The organism is Streptomyces lavendulae subsp. lavendulae (genome assembly GCF_002803845.1).
Lineage (GTDB): Bacteria > Actinomycetota > Actinomycetes > Streptomycetales > Streptomycetaceae > Streptomyces > Streptomyces lavendulae.
Genome location: NZ_CP024985.1, coordinates 5,052,776 through 5,070,793 on the forward strand (window position 1 = coordinate 5,052,776; position 18,018 = coordinate 5,070,793).

The window sequence follows — 18,018 nt, forward strand, 5'->3', positions numbered from 1 at the left end:
ATCGGACGGTGATCCCTTCCTCCGTCGCCCTGCGCTGCCCGGCGCAGCCGGACCGTCCCGCCCTGCTGCTGCGCCCCTGGGAGGAGGCGGACGTGCCCGCCCTGCGGAGCGCGTACCGGGACCCGGTGCTGCGCCGCTGGACCCGCTACCCGGTCGACAGCGAGCGCGACGGGCTGATGTTCGTGGAGGACCACCGGCGGGACTGGGCCGAGGGCCGGCGGTTCGGCTTCGCCGTGCTGGAGGAGGACTCGGGACTGCTGGTGGCCAACACCGCCCTCAAGCGGCCGGACGCGGACGGCCCGTCCGCCGAGGTGGGCTACTGGACGGCGGCGCACGCGCGGGGCCGCGGCGTCGCCCCGCGCGCCCTGGAGGCCCTCACCGCCTGGTCGTTCGCCGCCTTCGCCGGGGCCGGGCTGGAACGCCTCGACCTCCTGCACCAGGAGGACAACGAGGCGTCCTGCCGCGTGGCCGCCAAGAGCGGGTACGCCTTCGAGGCGACCCTGCCCGCCGCGCCGCCCGAGTTCCCCCTCAGCGGCCACCTGCACGTGCGGCGGGCCCGCGCCTGACGCCGGAGCGGCGGCTCAGACGGCCTCGCCCGCCGGGCCGCCGATCTTCGACAGGTCCAGGACGTCGGAGTCCTGCGGGGACGCCGTGTCGACCGGGACGTCGAACGCCGAGAACAGCGCCTCGCCGGGGGCGTCCCCGCTGACCGCCGACTTCAGCACGTACGGCTTGCCCTCGGTGGCGACGTAGTCGGTCTGCGTGCCCTGCCGGGACGGGGAGGTGACCGCCAGCGCCGGCTTGCCGTCGACGGTGGTGGTCTGGCCCTTGCGGGCGAGCGGGCTCCCCTTGCCGAAGTCGCCCGTCAGCTTGTCGAGGTCGCAGCTGCCCGTCATCGACGCGGCCCGCGGATCGGAGACGGGGACCTTCACCCACCGGTCGGCGAGCGCGGCCACCATCTGGTCCGTCTGCTTCTGCGGGGTGTTGCGCTGCCGGGCCGCGCCCCTCCAGTAGGCGGCATCGCCCCGGAAGTGCACCAGCTCGCTGGACTTGATGATGTCGAGGCGGCCCATGCCGTCCAGGCGGACGGCGCCGTTGCAGTTGCCCTTCTTGTCGAGGGACAGGTCTATCTGCATCGGCTTGCCCTGGTAGTCGACCTTCGCGGTGACGTGCGCCGACTCCGCCTTGCGCGTGGTCTCGTAGGCCTCCGTCAGGATCTCCTGCCCGGACCGCTCGGTGAGCGGGCCGCCGCTGCGGGCGGGCGCCGGAGCCCCGTCCGGGGCCGAGGGCGAAGGGGCCTGCGCCGCGCGGGCCTCGCGCCCCACGGACGCGGCCCTGCCGGCGCCGCCCCCGGGCACGCAGGCCGTCAGACCCGCGCCGATCAGGGCCGTGGCGGCGAGGGCCGCCGCGCTGGTCTTCGTACGGCTGCGCATTTCGGATCCCCCCGTGGAACGGCGAACAGGCTCAGCCGTCGAGCGTAGAGGGTGCCTGTGACACGGCGGGGGCGGCCCCGGCCCGGGACGCCCCGCCGGCCGGGGAGCCGGACCGGCGCACCGTGCGGTACTCGGCGCTGCCGGCGTCCGCGCCGCCCCGCTGCCAGTGCTTGACGAGGTACGGCTCGCCCTCCAGCAGCACGTGGTCGATCAGCTGGACGCCGCCGGGGCCCTTCGAGGTGAACACCGCCACCGGCTTGCCGTTCTGGTAGGTGTCCGGCTCCCGGTGGATCCCGGTCCGCTCCGCCGGAAAGGCGCGGGAGGGGTAGCCCTCCTTGCACAGGGCGAGGAGGTGGGCGACCGAGGGGTCGGCGGGCCTGACGTCGAACCAGCCGTCCTCGGTGTCGGGGGCCTTGACGGGGGCGTCCCCGAAGTGGTCCTTGAGGAATCCGGCATCGCCCCTGAAGGAGAGCCTGCCGTCCTCCATCAGGACCTCCCCCGTTCCGGCCCGGAAGACCGTGACCCTGCCCCAGCACGAGCCGTCGCCCTCGAAGGACAGGTCCGCCCTGATCTGACGGGCGCCGATCGTGCGCTGGAAGGTCGCCTCCTTGGAGTCGGCCGACTCCGTCTGCTCGTAGGCGGAGCGCAGGACGGCGGCCGGGTCCCGGCCCGCGAGCGGGTCGGGCGCCGGGGCGGAGGCCGACGGCGTGCGCTGCGCCGCCGCGCCTGCGGACCCGGGCCCGCAGGCGGTGGCGGTGGCGGCCAGCAGGGCCGCGCAGGCGAGTGCGGCCACGGACACGGGTATGGGTACGGGTACGGGCGGTGCGGTGCGCAAGACGGGTCCCCCCTGGGATCGATCAGAACCCCAGAGGCTAACCACGGCGGCCCGGAGGACCGCTGGAGAGGCTCTGCGCCCCGGCGCGGCCGCCGGATCCGGCCCCCGGGACCGGCCGGGCCGCGACCCTGCAACGGTTGGGGTCTTCCCCTCACGGACGGCCGGAAAGGCTGTATACGCTCAGACCCGCACCCTTCCGTACGCCTCGTCAGGAGCACCGATGCACGGCCCCGGCCTCCCGCCGCAGCAAGGCCCCCACGGCCACCGTTCCCTTTCCGGGAGCGAGATGACGCTGCGCGTGCTGTTCACGGCGCTGCCGCTCCTCAGCTGCGGGTTCTTCGCCTGGGGGTCGATGCTGCGGCTCGCGATCCTCACCCGCAAGGGGCGGGACTGGGCGCTGCTGGTCATCACCGGGGTGCTGTCGGTCGTCTGGCTGACCCTGATCGAGATGGACCCGACGGCCGAAGTCAACGGCTGGCAGGGCAACCTGGGCGCCGGTGGCTCGATCTTCACGGGCTTCGCGATCTGCGTCTACCACCTGGTCGCCGACATCCGCCACCACGAGAACAAGCGCCCCGCCCCGGCCGTCGGGGCCGCGCCCTGGTACCCGGCCGGCCCGCAGACCCCGTACGGCGGGCAGCAGACCGTCCCCTCCTACGGCTACCCGCCCGCGGGGAACCCGACCCCCGTGCCGGCGCCCCCGCAGGTCCCCCCGCAGACGCCGCCGCCGCCGCGCCTCGGGCAGGTCCGCGCCGAACTCGACGAGCTCAGCGAACTCCTGCGCCGCCAGGGCCAGGGCCAGGGCCCCGGCCGGGAGCAGCAGGGCCCGGCCCGCCCGCCGCAGCCCCCGCGGCCCGGCGGCCCCTACCAGGACCCGAACAGCACGGCGTTCCAGGACCCGAACCGGTGACCGGGACCGAACGTCTGATCGGCGAGCGCTACCAGCTCGCCACCGTCCTCGGCCAAGGCGGCATGGGCCAGGTGTGGACGGCCTACGACCGCCGCCTGGACCGGCGCGTCGCCGTCAAACTGCTGCGCCCCGACCGGGTGGCCGGCCCCGGCACCGTCGCCGAGGAGCTGCGCCGCCGCTTCGTGCGCGAATGCCGCGTCACCGCCCAGGTCGACCACCCCGGGCTGGTCACCGTCCACGACGCCGGCAGCGACGGAGACGAGCTCTACCTCGTCATGGGTTACGTCGAGGGCTCCGACCTCGCCGACCACCTCGCCGCCCACGACCCGTACCCGTGGCCCTGGGCGGTCGCGGTGGTCGCGCAGCTGTGCGCCGTGCTCTCCGCCGTGCACGCGGTGCCGATCGTCCACCGCGACCTCAAGCCCCGCAACGTGATGGTCCGGCCCGACGGGACCGTGCTCGTCCTGGACCTCGGCGTCGCCTCCGTGATGGACACCGACACCACCCGCCTCACCAGCACCGGCTCCCCGATCGGCAGCCCCGCCTACATGGCGCCCGAACAGGCGATGGGCGGCGCCGTCGGCCCCTACACCGACCTGTACGCCCTCGGCGTGCTGCTCTACGAACTCCTCACCGGTAACGTCCCCTTCGCCGGATCCACCGCCCTCGGCGTCCTGCACCGCCACCTCTACGAGCCCCCGGCCCCGGTGCGCCCGCTGCGCCCCGAGATCCCGCCGGAGCTGGAGGCGCTGCTGCTGCGCCTCCTCGCCAAGGACCCGCAGGACCGCCCCGGTTCCGCGCAGGAGGTCTACGAGGCCCTCGAACCCCTGCTCCCGGCCCGCGGCAGCCGCTCCCCGGCCGGCCCCCTCGACCCCACCCGCCCCTTCCTGCGCCCCCAGGCACCCTGGCCGGACCGGGCCGCCGCCATCCCGCCCCGGCCCGCCGACCCGCCCGCGCCGCCCCGGCCCGACATCCCCGGCGCGGTGGACGAGGCCCGCAAGCTGCTCGACCAGGGGCAGCTCACCCGGGCCGTGGACATCCTCGGGGGGATCCTCCCGGCGGCGGCCGCCGAGCACGGCGAGCACTCCCCGGTGGTCCGCTCGCTGCGCAAGCAGTACGCCGCCACCCTGATGGACGACGGCCAGTTCCGCCGCGCCCTGCCCGAACTGCGCCGCCTCGCGGACGAGTTCCCGGCCGGGGACCCGCAGGCGCTGCGCCTGCGCTACGACGCCGCGCAGTGCCTGGAGCAGCTCGGCGAGCCGACGGCGGCCCTGGCCGAGTACCGGTCGCTGCTGCCCCTGTTCGAGAACCACTACGCCAATCCGGACCCGGGGCTCCCCCTGGAGGTCCGGCGCCGGATAGCGCACCTGCTGCTGTCGCTGGGCGACCGCCCGGCGGCCCACGACACCCTGGTCCGCCTCCTGTACGACACGGACCGCGTCCACGGGCCGGGCCACCCCCTCGCGGTGGACGTCCGCCGCACCCTGCAGTGGCTGGGCCAGGTGCGCTGACCTCCCGGCCGGGACCGGACGCCCGGCCCCGGGGAACCGGCTCCCCGGCGCCCGGGGCGCCCGGGGCGCCCGGGTCACCGCGTCCGCCGCCGCCTGAGTGCCAGGCCGAGCACCACCAGTGCCGACAGGCCGGCCGCCGTCGTGCCCGCCACCAGGCCCGGGGGGCGGAAGGAGCAGGTCAGGGTGGTGATGCGGCCGTCCAGGGGGACGGCCAGCAGGCCGAGCCGGGACGAGGCCGGGCGGCCGTCGCAGGTCCAGCCCGCGATCGCCGGGACCGCGACCACGGCCGTACCCCGGCTGCCCGGCGGCAGGGTGGCGCGCAGGCCCGAGGCGCTGACCCGGACCGAGGTGGCGGCCGAGGCGCGCAGGGCCGACACCGCCGCGGTCAGGCGGGTCCGGTCCAGGCAGGACAGCTCCCACCGCTGCGGGGCCGGCCGGTCGAAGACCAGCCGGGAGGCGGGTCCGCGCGAGGTGCCGAGGGGCTGGAGCGCCGCCCGGTTGCGGGGGGCGCTGCCGTTCAGCCGGAACGGGCGGCCGCCGGCGAGGCGGGCCGTCGCGTTGTACTCCGGGGCCCACAGGTAGGCCTCCGTCCCCGCCCGGCAGACCCCGGGCGCGACCGGGTCCTCGTAGACCTGCGCGCCCAGCAGCAGCTCCTGGTTGGCGAAGGGGGATTCCCCGTACGCCGGTTCGGGCCCCGCGGGGTGGACGGTGACCAGCGGCGGGACCTCGGCGCGGGCGATCGTGCCGTCGGGCTTCAGGCGGGCGCCGACCGCGAACACGGCGTCCGTCACCGGGTTGTCGATGCTCTGCACGTTGCGGCCCCGCGAGGTCCAGCCCGCGCCCAGCGCCTGCATGGTGCGGGTGAACACGTCCGGGGTGTGGCTGCTGTAGTACGAGCCGCCCTCGCCCCCCAGCAGCATCGGGTCGTTGCCGGACAGTGCCGGCCGGCCCGCGTCGGTGCGGTACGCGGGCCAGCCCTCGGCGCCCGCGAGGGCCTCGGCGCGCCGGGTGTGCGCCGCGTTCCAGGACGGGTAGTCGTCCAGCCCGGCCAGCTTGCCCTTGTGGCCGTACGCCGTCGTCGCCGCGGCCTGCGCCACCAGCACCGCCGCCAGCACGCCCGCGGCGGGCAGCAGCAGCCGCGGCCGGCGCAGCGCCCACCAGGCCCCGGCCGCCAGCGCCAGCCCGCCGGCGGACAGGGCGTACCCCCAGGTGGTGGCGAGGGCGCTGCCGCTCGCCCACAGCCCGGCCGACGCCAGCACGGCGGCCCCCGCCGCGAGCGCCCGCCCGGAGGGCACCCCGGCCGCCAGCCCCGTCCAGGCGGCGATCACCACGATCCCGGCCAGCACGAAGGTCTGCCGGTACGCGCTCCCGTTCGGGGTGGCGAACAGGTGCCAGGCCAGGTGGGTCGGCGCCCACTGGAGCGAAAGCAGCACCGCCGTCACCAGCCCCGCCCACCACCACCGGGTCCGGGCGGGCAGGGCCCGGTGGAAGGGGAGCGCCGCGACCAGCAGCAGGGTCCCGGTGCCCACGAACACCGCGGGGGAGTTGAAGGAGTACGTCGCCGGCATCAGCCGCGCGAACAGGTCGGACCACGGCACCGGACCGAACGTGCGGGACCATCCCGGATAGGCCTGCTTCGAGCTCAGGAACAGCGGCACCAGCACCGGCGCTGCCAGCCCGATCCCCAGCAGCACCGTCCCCGCCGCCCGTCCGACCACCCGGGCCCGCTCCCGTACGCCCTCCCGGGTCAGCACCACCCGCACCAGCAGCACCAGGGCCGCGCCCAGGGTGGCCATGTACGCGGTGTAGAAGTTCGCGGTCCAGCCCACCGCCACCACCAGCACCCCGAGCACCGGCCGCCGCCCGCGCAGCGCCCACTCGCCGGTGAGGCACAGCAGGGGGAACGCGATGAGCCCGTCCAGCCACATCGGGTTGTAGGAGGCCTCGATCACCGACCAGCCGCACAGCGCGTACGAGGCCCCCAGCAGTCCCGCGGCCCACCACGGACCCGGCCGCTGGGTGCGCAGCAGCCAGGCCATCGCCGCCGCCGCGGCGGCCGTCTTCAGCACGGTGACCACGTACACCGCGAGGTCGATGTCCTGGCGCGGGAAGAGCGCCACCAGCACGGCGAAGGGGCTCGTCAGATAGGTCCCCAGATCGGGCAGGAAGCTGGTCCCGTACCCGGACTGCCAGTTGAAGAGGAGACCGCCCTGCGCCCGCCCGTGCAGCAGGTCCCACAGGTGCGCGTGGAACGGCACGAACTGGTTGCCGAGGTCGTTGACGCTGCGGTGGCGGGGACCGTACGGGAAGACGCGCGCGGTGGCGTCCCCGCCGCACACGGCCACGACGGTGACCAGCGCCGCGAACGCCGCCCCCGCCAGGCCGGCCCGCCGCGCGGAGCGGCGCGCGGGGGAGGGGGCGGGACGGTCCGGGACGCGGGGCGGGGCGAGCTGCTGTGTCGACATGGTGGAGCGACCATCCCAGGAACGGTGGGCAGGGCGGTGGCCGGGGGGTGAACTCGCACCCCAACACCCCCCGAATCGTTGGTCGAAGCGGTGGCCCGTACCACCCTGACTGCATACCATCGATCACCGCACGGCCCTTGTGCACCGACGCACAATCTCCCGGCCCTGGAGGCTCCTTTGCACCGTCGCACAGCGCTCTCCGTCTCCGCCGCCCTCCTCGCGGCGGCCCCCCTGCTGGCTGCCTGTTCGGGCGGGACGCGGCCCGGCACCGCGGCCGTCGTCGGCGGGGAACGCATCACCACCTCCGCGCTCCAGGCCCAGGTCAACGACGTCCGCACGGCGCAGAACCGTTCCGGGCAGGGGGCGCAGCTCATCGAGGCGACCGCCGGACTGGAGCGCCTCAAGCTCAACAAGATGATCCAGACCGCCGTCCTGGAGCGGGCCGCCGACGACGCGGGCCTGAGCGTGAACACCCGGGAGATCGAGGAGGTCCGCAAGGCGCAGCTGCAGCAGGCGGGCGGGGAGAAGGAGCTCGCGGCGGCCGCGCTGCAGCAGGCGCAGCTGGCGCCGGACCAGCTGGAGGCGGACACCCGCTTCAAGCTGCTGCGCGACAAGCTCTTCGAGCACTACGGCAGCCAGGACAAGGCCCTGGCCAAGCTCGGGCAGGCGGCGAAGGCCCTGCACATCGAGGTGAACCCGCGCTACGGCCGCTGGGACCCGCAGCAGATCATCCTCGGTGACCAGCAGACCCCGTGGATCACCCAGCGGACCCGCCCCGAGCAGGCGGCCCCCGCCGGAGCCTGACGCGCCCGGGCGGAGGTAGGTTCGGAGGGTGACCGACCACACCGCCGAACCCGCCCCCGCCGAAGCTCCCGCCGGCGCCTCCGCCGACGCCCGCGCCGCCGGCTCCGCCGGCGTCCCCGCCGAAGCCGGTGCCGGGCCCGGCCGGATCGTCCTGCTGACCGCCAGCCACCGGGTCGCCCCCGGGCTGCTCTCCTGGCCGGCCTGGCGGACCCTGCGCGCCGCCGACCTGGTGCTGTGCGCCGATCCGGCCCACCCGCAGCTGCCGTACCTGCGCGAGGCGGGGGTGGAGGTGGCGCGGGAGGTGCCCGACGCGCACGGGCTCGTCGACGCGTGCGCGGGCGGCCGTACGGTCGTGGTGATCCCGGGCGGCGAGGGGGACCAGCGGCTCACGGACGGCCTGGCCCGCCTCGCCGGGTCCGGCCGCGTCAGCATGCCCGACCTGGAACTGCTGCCCGGCTCCTACGACCTGCCCGGCGCGCGCCTGCTCGACCTGGTGCAGGTCATGGACCGGGTCCGGCGCGAGTGCCCGTGGACCTCCCGGCAGACCCACGAGGGGCTGGTGAAGTACGCCATCGAGGAGGCGTACGAGCTGGTCGAGGCGATCGAGGACGGTGACCGCGCGGCGCTGCGCGAGGAGCTCGGCGACGTGCTGCTCCAGGTGTTCTTCCACGCCCGCATCGCCGAGGAGGCCGGCCGGGCGGACGCAGAGGGAGAAGAAGAGGCAGAGGGAGAAGAAGAGGCAGAGGGAGAAGAAGGGGCAGAGGGAGAAGAAGAGGCAGAGGGAGAAGAAGGGGCAGAGGGAGAAGAAGGGGAGGGGGCGCAGGCGGCCTTCTCCATCGACGACGTCGCGGGAGACCTGGTGGACAAGCTGGTCCGCCGCCACCCGCACGTCTTCGGGGACGCCGAGGCCGAGTCCCCCGAGGACGTCAGCGCGCACTGGCAGGCCACCAAGGCGGTCGAGAAGCAGCGGGAGTCGGTCACCGACGGGATCCCGCTGGGCCAGCCGGGGCTCGCGCTCGCGGCCAAGCTCGCCGGCCGGGTCCGGGCGGGCGGCATCGACGTGGAACTGCCCCGCGGCGAGGGCGTCGGGTACGAACTGCTCGCGCTCGCGGCGCGCGCCGAGGCGGCGGGGACCGACCCCGAGACGGCGCTGCGCGCGGCGGCCCGCGCGTACCGGGACGCGATCCGGGTGGCCGAGGGCGTCGGCTGATCCGACGGCGCGCGGCTCAGCCGGTGTCGCGCGGGGCGCGTCCCGCCGGGTTGTGCCAGTGCGGGTCGGGGCGGTCCAGGAACCACTCGCCGAAGCCCAGGGGCCGGGTCCGCGCGGCACCGGAGGCGGGGACGGCGTCGTGGAAGAGCCGGTCGGGGCGGGCGCCCAGCTCCTCCAGGAGCCCGGCGGTCTCCTCCACGAACGGCGCGGGGCCGCTGAGGTGGACGTCCTGCTCCCGCCACAGGCCCCGGTGGCCGAGGGCGGTGGCCAGCCGCTCGGTGGCCTGGTTGCGGTGCCGCCCGGGGGCGGGGGTGATGTAGGTGACGGAGAGCCAGCGGCGGGAGGCGGCGTACCCGTCGATGAGCGGGCGGTCGTAGAGGTGGGCGGCGTCCCGGGCGACCACGAAGAGCCGCACGTCCTGATCGGGAGGGTGCGCCACCAGGTCCTCCAGCATGGCCCTGACCGGCGCCCAGCCGGTACCGGCGGCGATCAGGGTGACGGGCCGGTCCTCGCGGCGCAGCACCAGGTCGCCGCCCGGGGCGCCGAGCCGCAGCAGCTCGCCGGGCCGGACGTCGCGGACCAGCACGGTACTGAGCCGGCCGCCCTCGATCCGGCTCACGTGCAGGTCGACGGTGGTGTCGGGGCGGGGCGCGTTGCCGAGGGAGTACGTGCGCCAGGTCGTCGGGACGCGTGCGCTGCTCACGCTGACGTACTGGCCCGGCCGGTAGGGGAGCGGGACGTGCGGGCGCAGGGTGAGCACGCCGATGTCCTCCCCGTACTGCAGGTGGCGCACCACCTCGGCGTCCCACCAGGGGGGCTCCGCGCTCGCGGCGGCGCCGGCCGTCATCGCGTCGGCGATGACCTGGTAGGCCTCCGTCCACGCCTTCTCGACGTCGGGGGTCCAGGCTTCGCCGGAGGTCCGGGCGAGGGCGGCGAGGAGGCTGGCGCCGACGGCCGCGTAGTGCTCGGGGCCGACGAGGAACTTGCGGTGGTCGCGGCCGAGGTCGCGTAGATAGGGGAGGAGGGTCCCGCTCTCCAGGTGCGCGACGACGTGGGTGAGCGCGGCGAAGAGCCGGTCGCGCTGGCGCTCCATGTCCTCGGGGGAGGAGGGGAAGAGGGCGCGGAGTCCGGGGTGGTGCCAGAAGAGGTGGGAGTAGAAGAACCTGGCCGCGTGCTCGGCCCGTCTCTCCACCACCGCGAAACTGCTTTTCAAGATCCTCACGTCCACAGAACCGAAAGTAGGAATGTCGTGGAAGTCGAGGTCAAGCGATGGCCCATCTGCGGACAGCCGCGACGAACCGCCCATATGGGATGGCGGCTTCCGGCCGGGATAACGTCGTCAGGTGCATGAGCAGACCTCCACTCCCGCGGCCGACGGCACCCCTCCCCAGGGGCCGACCCTCTTCGACTGGGAGTTCGCGACCGACCCCTACCCGGCCTACGCCTGGCTGCGCGAGCACTCCCCGGTGCACCGCACGAAGCTCCCCAGCGGGGTCGAGGCCTGGCTGGTGACCCGCTACGCCGACGCCCGCCAGGCCCTCGCCGACCAGCGGCTGAGCAAGAACCCGGCGCACCACGCGGAACCCGCGCACGCCAAGGGCAAGACCGGGATCCCGGGGGAGCGCAAGGCGGAGCTGATGACGCACCTGCTGAACATCGACCCGCCGGACCACACCCGGCTGCGGCGGCTGGTGTCGAAGGCGTTCACCCCGCGCAGGGTCGCCGAGTTCACCCCGCGCGTGCAGGAGATCACCGACCAGCTGATCGACCGGATCGTGGAGAAGGCGGGGGACGCGGAGCGGGGGGAGGCCGATCTCATCCATGAGTTCGCCTTCCCGCTCCCCATCTACGCCATCTGCGAGATGCTCGGCGTACCGCGCGAGGATCAGGACGACTTCCGCGACTGGGCCGGGATGATGATCCGGCACGGCGGGGGGCCGCGCGGCGGCGTGGCCCGGTCCGTGAAACAGATCCGCACCTATCTCGGGGAACTGATCCACCGAAAGCGGGACGATCTGGGCAATGACCTCATCTCGGACCTGATCCGGGCGAGCGACCACGGGGACCACCTGACGGAGGCGGAGGCCACGGCGATGGCCTTCATCCTCCTGTTCGCCGGCTTCGAGACCACGGTCAACCTGATCGGCAACGGCCTGCACGCCCTCTTCGTGAACCCGGACCAGCGCGCGCGCCTCCAGGACTCCCTCGCCGCCGGGGAACGTTCCCTGCTGGAGACCGGCGTCGAGGAACTGCTGCGCTACGACGGACCGGTGGAGCTGGCCACCTGGCGCTTCGCGACCGAGCCGCTGACCCTCGGCGGGCAGGAGATCGCCGTCGGGGACCCCGTCCTGGTGGTCCTCGCGGCCGCCGACCGCGACCCCGCGCGGTTCGCCGACCCGGACACCCTCGACCTCTCCCGGAGTGACAATCAGCACCTCGGATACGGCCACGGGATCCATTACTGTCTCGGCGCCCCGCTCGCCCGTCTCGAAGGCCAGACGGCGCTCGCGAGTTTGCTGACGCGTCTGCCGGATCTGGAACTTGCCGTTCCCCCTACGGACCTGCGCTGGCGCGGCGGGCTCATCATGCGGGGCCTGCGCACGCTCCCGGTCCGCTTCACACCTTGAAACACCGGGGTCCGGCAACCCGGCGGCGGGAACCGGTCGGCTGACCGGAAGTCAGCCCGGGCCCGAACTTGTGACATCCGTTCGAAGGCGGCTAGGTTCTGCCGTTACCCCGCCGTTATGCGAAAGGTGCAGCCACATGCTTCCCGGGAACGGCCGCCACAGACGCCCCCGCCAGGTACCCGCCCTGGTCGTCACCGCCGGAGTCACCGGCTCCGCGTTGGCCCTGCCGCTGCTCGCCGCCACGAACGCGAGCGCCGCCGACACCGCCACGTGGGACAAGGTCGCCGACTGCGAAAGCGGCGGCACCTGGAGCGCCAACTCCGGCAGCGGGGCCTACGGCGGCCTCCAGTTCAGCCTGGAGCAGTGGAAGAACGCGGGCGGACTCGCCTACGCGGAGCGCCCCGACCTCGCCAGCCGCTCCCAGCAGATAGCCGTCGCCGAGACGGTGCTGGCCTCCCAGGGCCCCCAGGCCTGGCCGCTGTGCTCCGCCTCGGCCGGGCTGACCCAGCAGGGGCCGGCGCCCCAGGTGGACCCCGGCGACCGCCGCGGGCCGGTCGCCCCGACCCCGACCCGGCCGGACACCGCCGTGCCCGACACGAGTTCGAGCGGGCGCGCCACGGACTTCGGGGCGCCGACCCCGCAGCCGGGGACGCCGGGCGCATCCCCCTCCACGAGCCCGAGCGGCCTGCCCGACTACCCGCTGGGCCCGAACACCGGACTGCCCGTCATGCCGGACCCGGACCCGACCCAGCCGGCCACCACGCCCCCGGTCAGCCCCACCACCCCGGTGGACCCGACCGCCCCGGTCTCCCCGACGGCCCCCATCTCCCCGACCGCCCCGGTGGACCCGACGGCCTCCCCGGCCCCGACCACCCCCGGCGCCACCCCCAGCCCCACCTCCGCGGCCGCGGAGAAGGGCGAGGGTGCGGGCAAGCACCGCGGTCCGGCGGCCGTCGAGGTGGCGACCGCGCCCGGTACGGCGTCGGGCACCCCGGACCCCACGTACACGGTCAAGCCGGGCGACAGCCTCACCGACATCGCGAACGCCAAGGGGCTCAAGGGGGGCTGGACCGCCCTCTACCAGGCCAACGAGCAGGTCATCGGCGGGGACGCGGACCTCATCAAGCCCGGCCAGAATCTGGATCTAACCAAGAAATAGGGGCAGTTCGGGCATCCGGAAAGACCTGAATGTCCGTTATCGGTAAATGAGACATGCGTCTCTTCCGGTCAACTGGCGTGTCTCGTTCCGGAACTTCCGCAAACCCCGCCCTCACCTGCGAAAACGCCCATTTGAGGAATGCAAGTAGGCCGGTTTCTCCCTGATGTCGCGCGTTGAACATCGGGGAGAGACCTGTCTACCTTCTGAATCGCTCGCCACCGCGGGCTCCTTCGACCGCATCGCCGAATCCTGCCGGCGGACGGAGGGAACAGTCGTCGCGCAAGCGCCGAAGGCAGGAGCGGGGGAACCAAGGTAGGCGCCGGGAAAGGCCGTTGAGAGACGGTCACGACCGGCTAGGGGTTAAGCCACGTGCTCGACACGTGACCGGGCAACTCATCCGCCCGAACCCGACAGCTCACCTCGAAGGCGTCGGTGAGGAGAACTCCATGCTGCTTTCCGGCAAGGGCAAGCACCGTCGCGGCTCCAAGGCCGTCCGCATCGTCACGCTCGCCGGTGTCGCCGGTGTCGCCGTCGCCGCCCCGCTGATGGCCGCGGGCTCCGCGAGCGCCGCCACCGTCAGCGAGTGGGACAAGGTCGCCTCCTGCGAGTCCGGCGGCAACTGGTCCATCAACACGGGCAACGGCTACTACGGCGGCCTGCAGTTCTCGTCCTCCACGTGGGCCGCGTACGGCGGCAAGGCGTACGCCGCGCAGGCCAACCAGGCCTCCAAGAGCCAGCAGATAGCCATCGCCGAGAAGGTCCTCAAGGGCCAGGGCAAGGGCGCCTGGCCGTCCTGCGGCGTCGGCCTGTCCAACTCCGCCTACAACGGCGGCGGCTCGACCGCCACCCCGTCGAAGCCGAAGCCCGACACCAAGCCGGCCCCGGCCAAGCCCGCCCCGGCGAAGCCCTCCACGCCGAAGGCCGACACCGAGACCAAGGCCTCCGGCTCCGGCTCCGGCAACTGGACCCCGTCCAAGCCCGCCCCGGCGAAGCCGTCCACCCCGAAGGCCGAGGCCCCGTCGACCGGCACGGTCAAGACCGGCAACGGCTCGTACGAGGTCAAGGAGGGCGACACCCTCGGCACCATCGCCCAGGCCAACGGCGTCAAGGGCGGCTGGGAGAAGCTCTTCGAGCTCAACAAGGACATCGTCGACGACGCCGACATGATCTTCCCGGGGCAGAAGCTGAAGCTCAGCTGAATTCCCGCGTAACACCCGCGCGCCGGACCCCGGGTCCGGCGCACGGGTGAGCACCACCCCGGCACGGCCCGCGGCATCGACGCCCGGCGCGCATTCCCCTGCGCGCCGGGCGTCGCCGCGTTCCGGCCCGGCCGTGCCCGTCGCGGTCCCGCGCGCCGGTTCGGGGCGGGCTCCCGCGCGCCCGCGGCCGGGTGTCCGCCCGCCCGCGCGGCACGACGGCACGGCACGTCAGGGACCGGTCGGGAAGGGACTTTTCCAGGGCTCTATGTCCTGGAACACGGGTATTCGGGCCCTTTTTCGTCCCAGGAGCCGGGCGGTCGGGCGGACCGGTGCCCCGAGCCGGTTAGGCTCTAGTCGGCAAGGCCGTCCCACGGCCACCCGCCACCGCACACCCAGCGTCACATCCCAGAAGGAGATGCTCGTGCCGTCCATCGACGTCGTCGTAGCCCGGGAAATCCTGGACTCCCGAGGCAACCCCACGGTCGAGGTCGAGGTGGGCCTCGACGACGGCAGCACCGGCCGTGCTGCCGTCCCGTCCGGCGCCTCCACCGGAGCGTTCGAGGCCATCGAGCTCCGTGACGGTGACCCCAACCGTTACATGGGCAAGGGTGTCGAGAAGGCCGTCCTCGCCGTCATCGAGCAGATCGGCCCGGAGCTCGTCGGCTACGACGCCACCGAGCAGCGCCTGATCGACCAGGCCATGTTCGACCTGGACGCCACCGACAACAAGGGCTCCCTCGGCGCCAACGCCATCCTCGGCGTGTCCCTCGCCGTCGCGCACGCCGCGTCCGAGGCCTCGGACCTGCCGCTCTTCCGCTACCTCGGCGGCCCGAACGCGCACCTGCTGCCCGTTCCGATGATGAACATCCTCAACGGTGGGTCGCACGCCGACTCCAACGTCGACATCCAGGAGTTCATGATCGCCCCGATCGGCGCGGAGTCCTTCTCCGAGGCGCTGCGCTGGGGTGCCGAGGTCTACCACACCCTCAAGAAGGTCCTGCACACCAAGGGCCTCTCCACCGGCCTGGGCGACGAGGGCGGCTTCGCCCCGAACCTGGAGTCCAACCGCGCCGCGCTCGACCTCATCATCGAGGCCATCAAGCAGGCCGGCTACACCCCCGGCAAGGACATCGCGCTCGCGCTCGACGTCGCCGCGTCCGAGTTCTACAAGGACGGCAAGTACGAGTTCGAGGGCCAGTCCCGCTCGGCCGCCGAGATGACCGACTACTACGCCGAGCTCGTCGAGGCGTACCCGCTGGTCTCCATCGAGGACCCGCTGTTCGAGGACGACTGGGCCGGCTGGAAGACCATCACCGACCGCCTGGGCGCCAAGGTCCAGATCGTCGGCGACGACCTCTTCGTCACCAACCCGGAGCGCCTGGCCCGCGGCATCGAGGAGGGCTCCGCGAACGCCCTGCTCGTGAAGGTGAACCAGATCGGTTCGCTGACCGAGACCCTCGACGCCGTCGAGATGGCCCAGCGCAACGGCTTCAAGTGCATGATGTCGCACCGCTCCGGCGAGACCGAGGACGTCACCATCGCCGACCTCGCCGTCGCCGTGAACTGCGGTCAGATCAAGACCGGCGCCCCGGCCCGCTCGGACCGCGTCGCCAAGTACAACCAGCTGCTGCGCATCGAGGAGATCCTCGACGACGCCGCCGTGTACGCGGGCCGCTCGGCGTTCCCGCGCTTCAAGGGCTAATCACCCCCTCTCGGCGCTGGCCTCCGTACGTCCCCGCACTCGGTCCCGTACCGTGTGCGGGGACGTATTTGCGTAGTACGCACCAGGGGAGGCGGGACCATGGCCGGGAACCGGGATCGGTTCTCCACCTTCTCGACGGCGACCAGGCTCAAGCAGCTCGGCGAACGTACCGCGGCCCACGTCTACCGCTCGCAGTCCCGCCGGCACGTCCGGCGCAGCCGGCTCACCGGCCGGGCGGCCCTGCTGGTGCTCGTCCTCTGTACCCTGGTCGTCGCCCTCGCGTATCCGATGCGCCAGTACGTCTCCCAGCGCTCGGAGATCGCGGACCAGCAGCGGGCCGCCGACGACGCGCGCAAGCGCCTCGACCAGCTCCGGGACGAGAAGGCCCGCTGGCAGGACCCCGCCTACGCGGAGCAGCAGGCGCGCAGGCACCTGCACTTCCTGCGCCCCGGGGAGGTCGGCTACATCATGACCGACCCCGGAGCCGGGGCCGCGGAACACCGCCGCGGCGGGCAGTCGGGATCCGACCGCCCCTGGTACTCCAACGTCTGGGACGGCGTCGACAAGGCCGACCGCCCCGGCGAGTGAGACCGCCGGCACGGCACCGCACCGCTCCGCCCCGCACCCACCCACGAGAACGAAGAGACTTCCTCCAGGCATGCAGACGCCCCCGCCCCAGACCGACCGGACCGAGCCGACCGACGCGGACATCGACGCGTTCCAGCAGCAGCTCGGCCGCCCCCCGCGCGGGCTGCGCGCGATCGCGCACCGCTGCCCCTGCGGCCAGCCGGACGTCGTGGAGACCGCCCCGCGCCTCCCCGACGGCACCCCCTTCCCCACGCTCTACTACCTCACCTGCCCGCGCGCGGCCTCCGCGATCGGCACGCTGGAGGCCAACGGCGTGATGAAGGAGATGCAGGCCCGTCTCGCCGAGGACCCGGAGCTCGCCGCCGCGTACCGCAGGGCGCACGAGGACTACATCGAGCGCCGCGACGCCATCGAGGTGCTCCAGGGCTTCCCCAGCGCCGGCGGCATGCCGGACCGGGTGAAGTGCCTGCACGTGCTGGTCGGCCACTCGCTGGCCGCGGGCCCCGGCGTGAACCCCTTCGGCGACGAGGCCCTGGCGATGCTGCCCGAGTGGTGGGCCAAGGGCGCCTGCGTCACCCCGTGCGGGGAGAAGAAGGCGGAGGCGGAAGCGTGACCCGGGTCGCGGCAGTCGACTGCGGTACGAACTCCATCCGCCTCCTCGTCGCGGACTGCGACCCGGCCACCGGCGAGCTCATCGAGCTGGACCGCCGGATGACGGTCGTCCGGCTCGGCCAGGGCGTGGACCGGACCGGCCGGCTGGCCCCGGAGGCGCTGGAGCGCACCTTCGCGGCCTGCCGCGAGTACGCCGCGGTGATCAAGGAGCTGGGGGCCGAGCGGGTCCGTTTCGTGGCCACCTCCGCCTCGCGGGACGCCGAGAACCGGGACGACTTCGTCCGGGGCGTCCTGGACATCCTGGGCGTGGAGCCCGAGGTGATCTCCGGCGACCAGGAGGCCGAGTTCTCCTTCACCGGCGCCACCCGGGAGCTCACCGGCCACACCCACCTGGAGCGGCCCTTCCTGGTCGTGGACATCGGCGGCGGCTCCACGGAGTTCGTGGTCGGCGAGGAGCACGTGCGCGCGGCCCGCTCGGTGGACGTGGGCTGCGTCCGGATGACCGAGCGCCACCTGGTCGTGGACGGGCAGGTCACCGACCCGCCGACCGCGGAGCAGGTCGCCGCCATGCGCGCCGACATCGAGGCGGCCCTGGACCTGGCCGGGCTGACGGTCCCGCTGGACGAGGCCCGCACCCTGGTGGGTCTGGCGGGCTCGGTGACCACGGTCGCCGCGATCGCCCTGGACCTGGCGGAGTACGACTCCTCGGCGATCCACCACTCCCGGATCCCCTACGAGCGGGTCCGCGAGATCAGCGAGCGCATGCTCACCTCGACGCACGCCGAACGCGCCGCGATCCCGGTGATGCACCCGGGCCGGGTCGACGTGATCGGCGCCGGCGCCCTGGTCCTCCTCGCGATCATGGAGCGCACGGGAGCGGCCGAGGTCGTGGTCTCGGAGCACGACATCCTCGACGGCATCGCCTGGTCCGCGGCCTGACCGCGACCCCGCCCCGCAGCACCC

The 18,018-nt window shown here is 73.9% G+C and carries 16 protein-coding genes and 1 riboswitch; of the genes, 12 read left to right on the forward strand and 4 right to left on the reverse strand.

What is annotated here, in order from left to right; all coding sequences use genetic code 11:
- The first annotated feature begins 11 nt into the window (after positions 1-11).
- Positions 12-566 carry a GNAT family N-acetyltransferase gene (locus SLAV_RS22415; protein ID WP_037687591.1) on the forward strand — a complete coding sequence of 185 codons (555 nt, stop codon included), beginning with the start codon at positions 12-14 and terminating at the stop codon, positions 564-566.
- 15 nt (positions 567-581) lie between these two features.
- Here the strand turns inward: SLAV_RS22415 and SLAV_RS22420 are convergent, their stop codons facing one another.
- Together SLAV_RS22420 and SLAV_RS22425 are read right to left on the reverse strand one after the other, a co-directional pair.
- Positions 582-1,433 carry a hypothetical protein gene (locus SLAV_RS22420; protein ID WP_030231883.1) on the reverse strand — a complete coding sequence of 284 codons (852 nt, stop codon included), beginning with the start codon at positions 1,431-1,433 and terminating at the stop codon, positions 582-584.
- A gap of 31 nt (positions 1,434-1,464) precedes the next feature.
- The gene (locus SLAV_RS22425) at positions 1,465-2,226 is read right to left on the reverse strand and encodes a hypothetical protein (RefSeq protein ID WP_158740706.1); all 762 of its coding nucleotides are present in this window, start codon (positions 2,224-2,226) and stop codon (positions 1,465-1,467) included.
- 328 nt (positions 2,227-2,554) lie between these two features.
- Between SLAV_RS22425 and SLAV_RS22430 the strand changes: the two genes are divergently transcribed.
- Together SLAV_RS22430 and SLAV_RS22435 are read left to right on the forward strand one after the other, a co-directional pair.
- Positions 2,555-3,178 (forward strand): hypothetical protein, encoded by a 624-nt coding sequence (locus tag SLAV_RS22430; protein ID WP_234333665.1) that lies wholly within the window; start codon positions 2,555-2,557, stop codon positions 3,176-3,178.
- Positions 3,175-4,689 carry a serine/threonine-protein kinase gene (locus SLAV_RS22435; RefSeq protein WP_030231875.1) on the forward strand — a complete coding sequence of 505 codons (1,515 nt, stop codon included), beginning with the start codon at positions 3,175-3,177 and terminating at the stop codon, positions 4,687-4,689. The genes SLAV_RS22430 and SLAV_RS22435 overlap by 4 nt, the downstream gene beginning before the upstream one ends.
- 74 nt (positions 4,690-4,763) lie before the next feature.
- On the opposite strand, the gene SLAV_RS22440 is transcribed toward SLAV_RS22435, so the two are convergent.
- The gene (locus SLAV_RS22440) at positions 4,764-7,154 is read right to left on the reverse strand and encodes a YfhO family protein (RefSeq protein WP_078950393.1); all 2,391 of its coding nucleotides are present in this window, start codon (positions 7,152-7,154) and stop codon (positions 4,764-4,766) included.
- A gap of 177 nt (positions 7,155-7,331) precedes the next feature.
- Here SLAV_RS22440 and SLAV_RS22445 point away from each other — a divergent pair, with 177 nt between their 5' ends.
- Both SLAV_RS22445 and SLAV_RS22450 read left to right on the forward strand, forming a co-directional pair.
- A complete protein-coding gene (locus SLAV_RS22445; protein WP_030231868.1) occupies positions 7,332-7,958 on the forward strand; it encodes a SurA N-terminal domain-containing protein in 627 nt (208 codons plus the stop codon).
- 145 nt (positions 7,959-8,103) lie between these two features.
- Positions 8,104-9,168 carry a nucleoside triphosphate pyrophosphohydrolase gene (locus tag SLAV_RS22450; RefSeq protein ID WP_030231866.1) on the forward strand — a complete coding sequence of 355 codons (1,065 nt, stop codon included), beginning with the start codon at positions 8,104-8,106 and terminating at the stop codon, positions 9,166-9,168.
- A 16-nt stretch (positions 9,169-9,184) separates the two neighbouring features.
- Here the strand turns inward: SLAV_RS22450 and SLAV_RS22455 are convergent, their stop codons facing one another.
- Positions 9,185-10,390 (reverse strand): globin domain-containing protein, encoded by a 1,206-nt coding sequence (locus tag SLAV_RS22455; RefSeq protein ID WP_234333664.1) that lies wholly within the window; start codon positions 10,388-10,390, stop codon positions 9,185-9,187.
- A gap of 121 nt (positions 10,391-10,511) precedes the next feature.
- Here SLAV_RS22455 and SLAV_RS22460 point away from each other — a divergent pair, with 121 nt between their 5' ends.
- From SLAV_RS22460 to SLAV_RS22490, 7 genes are all read left to right on the forward strand, one after another.
- Positions 10,512-11,795, forward strand: coding sequence for a cytochrome P450 family protein (locus tag SLAV_RS22460; RefSeq protein ID WP_030231860.1), 1,284 nt, complete (start codon positions 10,512-10,514; stop codon positions 11,793-11,795).
- A gap of 136 nt (positions 11,796-11,931) precedes the next feature.
- Positions 11,932-12,954 (forward strand): LysM peptidoglycan-binding domain-containing protein, encoded by a 1,023-nt coding sequence (locus SLAV_RS22465; RefSeq protein ID WP_030231857.1) that lies wholly within the window; start codon positions 11,932-11,934, stop codon positions 12,952-12,954.
- 274 nt (positions 12,955-13,228) lie between these two features.
- A riboswitch (cyclic di-AMP (ydaO/yuaA leader) is annotated at positions 13,229-13,398 on the forward strand.
- 2 nt (positions 13,399-13,400) lie between these two features.
- Complete coding sequence (locus SLAV_RS22470) at positions 13,401-14,153, forward strand: LysM peptidoglycan-binding domain-containing protein (protein ID WP_030231854.1); 753 nt, start codon at positions 13,401-13,403, stop codon at positions 14,151-14,153.
- A 415-nt stretch (positions 14,154-14,568) separates the two neighbouring features.
- A complete protein-coding gene (gene eno / locus SLAV_RS22475) occupies positions 14,569-15,855 on the forward strand; it encodes a phosphopyruvate hydratase (RefSeq protein ID WP_030028493.1) in 1,287 nt (428 codons plus the stop codon).
- Positions 15,856-15,954: 99 nt separating this feature from the next.
- Positions 15,955-16,443, forward strand: coding sequence for an FtsB family cell division protein (locus SLAV_RS22480; RefSeq protein WP_030231848.1), 489 nt, complete (start codon positions 15,955-15,957; stop codon positions 16,441-16,443).
- A gap of 70 nt (positions 16,444-16,513) precedes the next feature.
- A complete protein-coding gene (locus tag SLAV_RS22485) occupies positions 16,514-17,056 on the forward strand; it encodes a DUF501 domain-containing protein (protein ID WP_030231845.1) in 543 nt (180 codons plus the stop codon).
- Positions 17,053-17,994, forward strand: coding sequence for a Ppx/GppA phosphatase family protein (locus SLAV_RS22490; protein ID WP_030231842.1), 942 nt, complete (start codon positions 17,053-17,055; stop codon positions 17,992-17,994). The genes SLAV_RS22485 and SLAV_RS22490 overlap by 4 nt, the downstream gene beginning before the upstream one ends.
- Positions 17,995-18,018 lie beyond the last annotated feature (24 nt).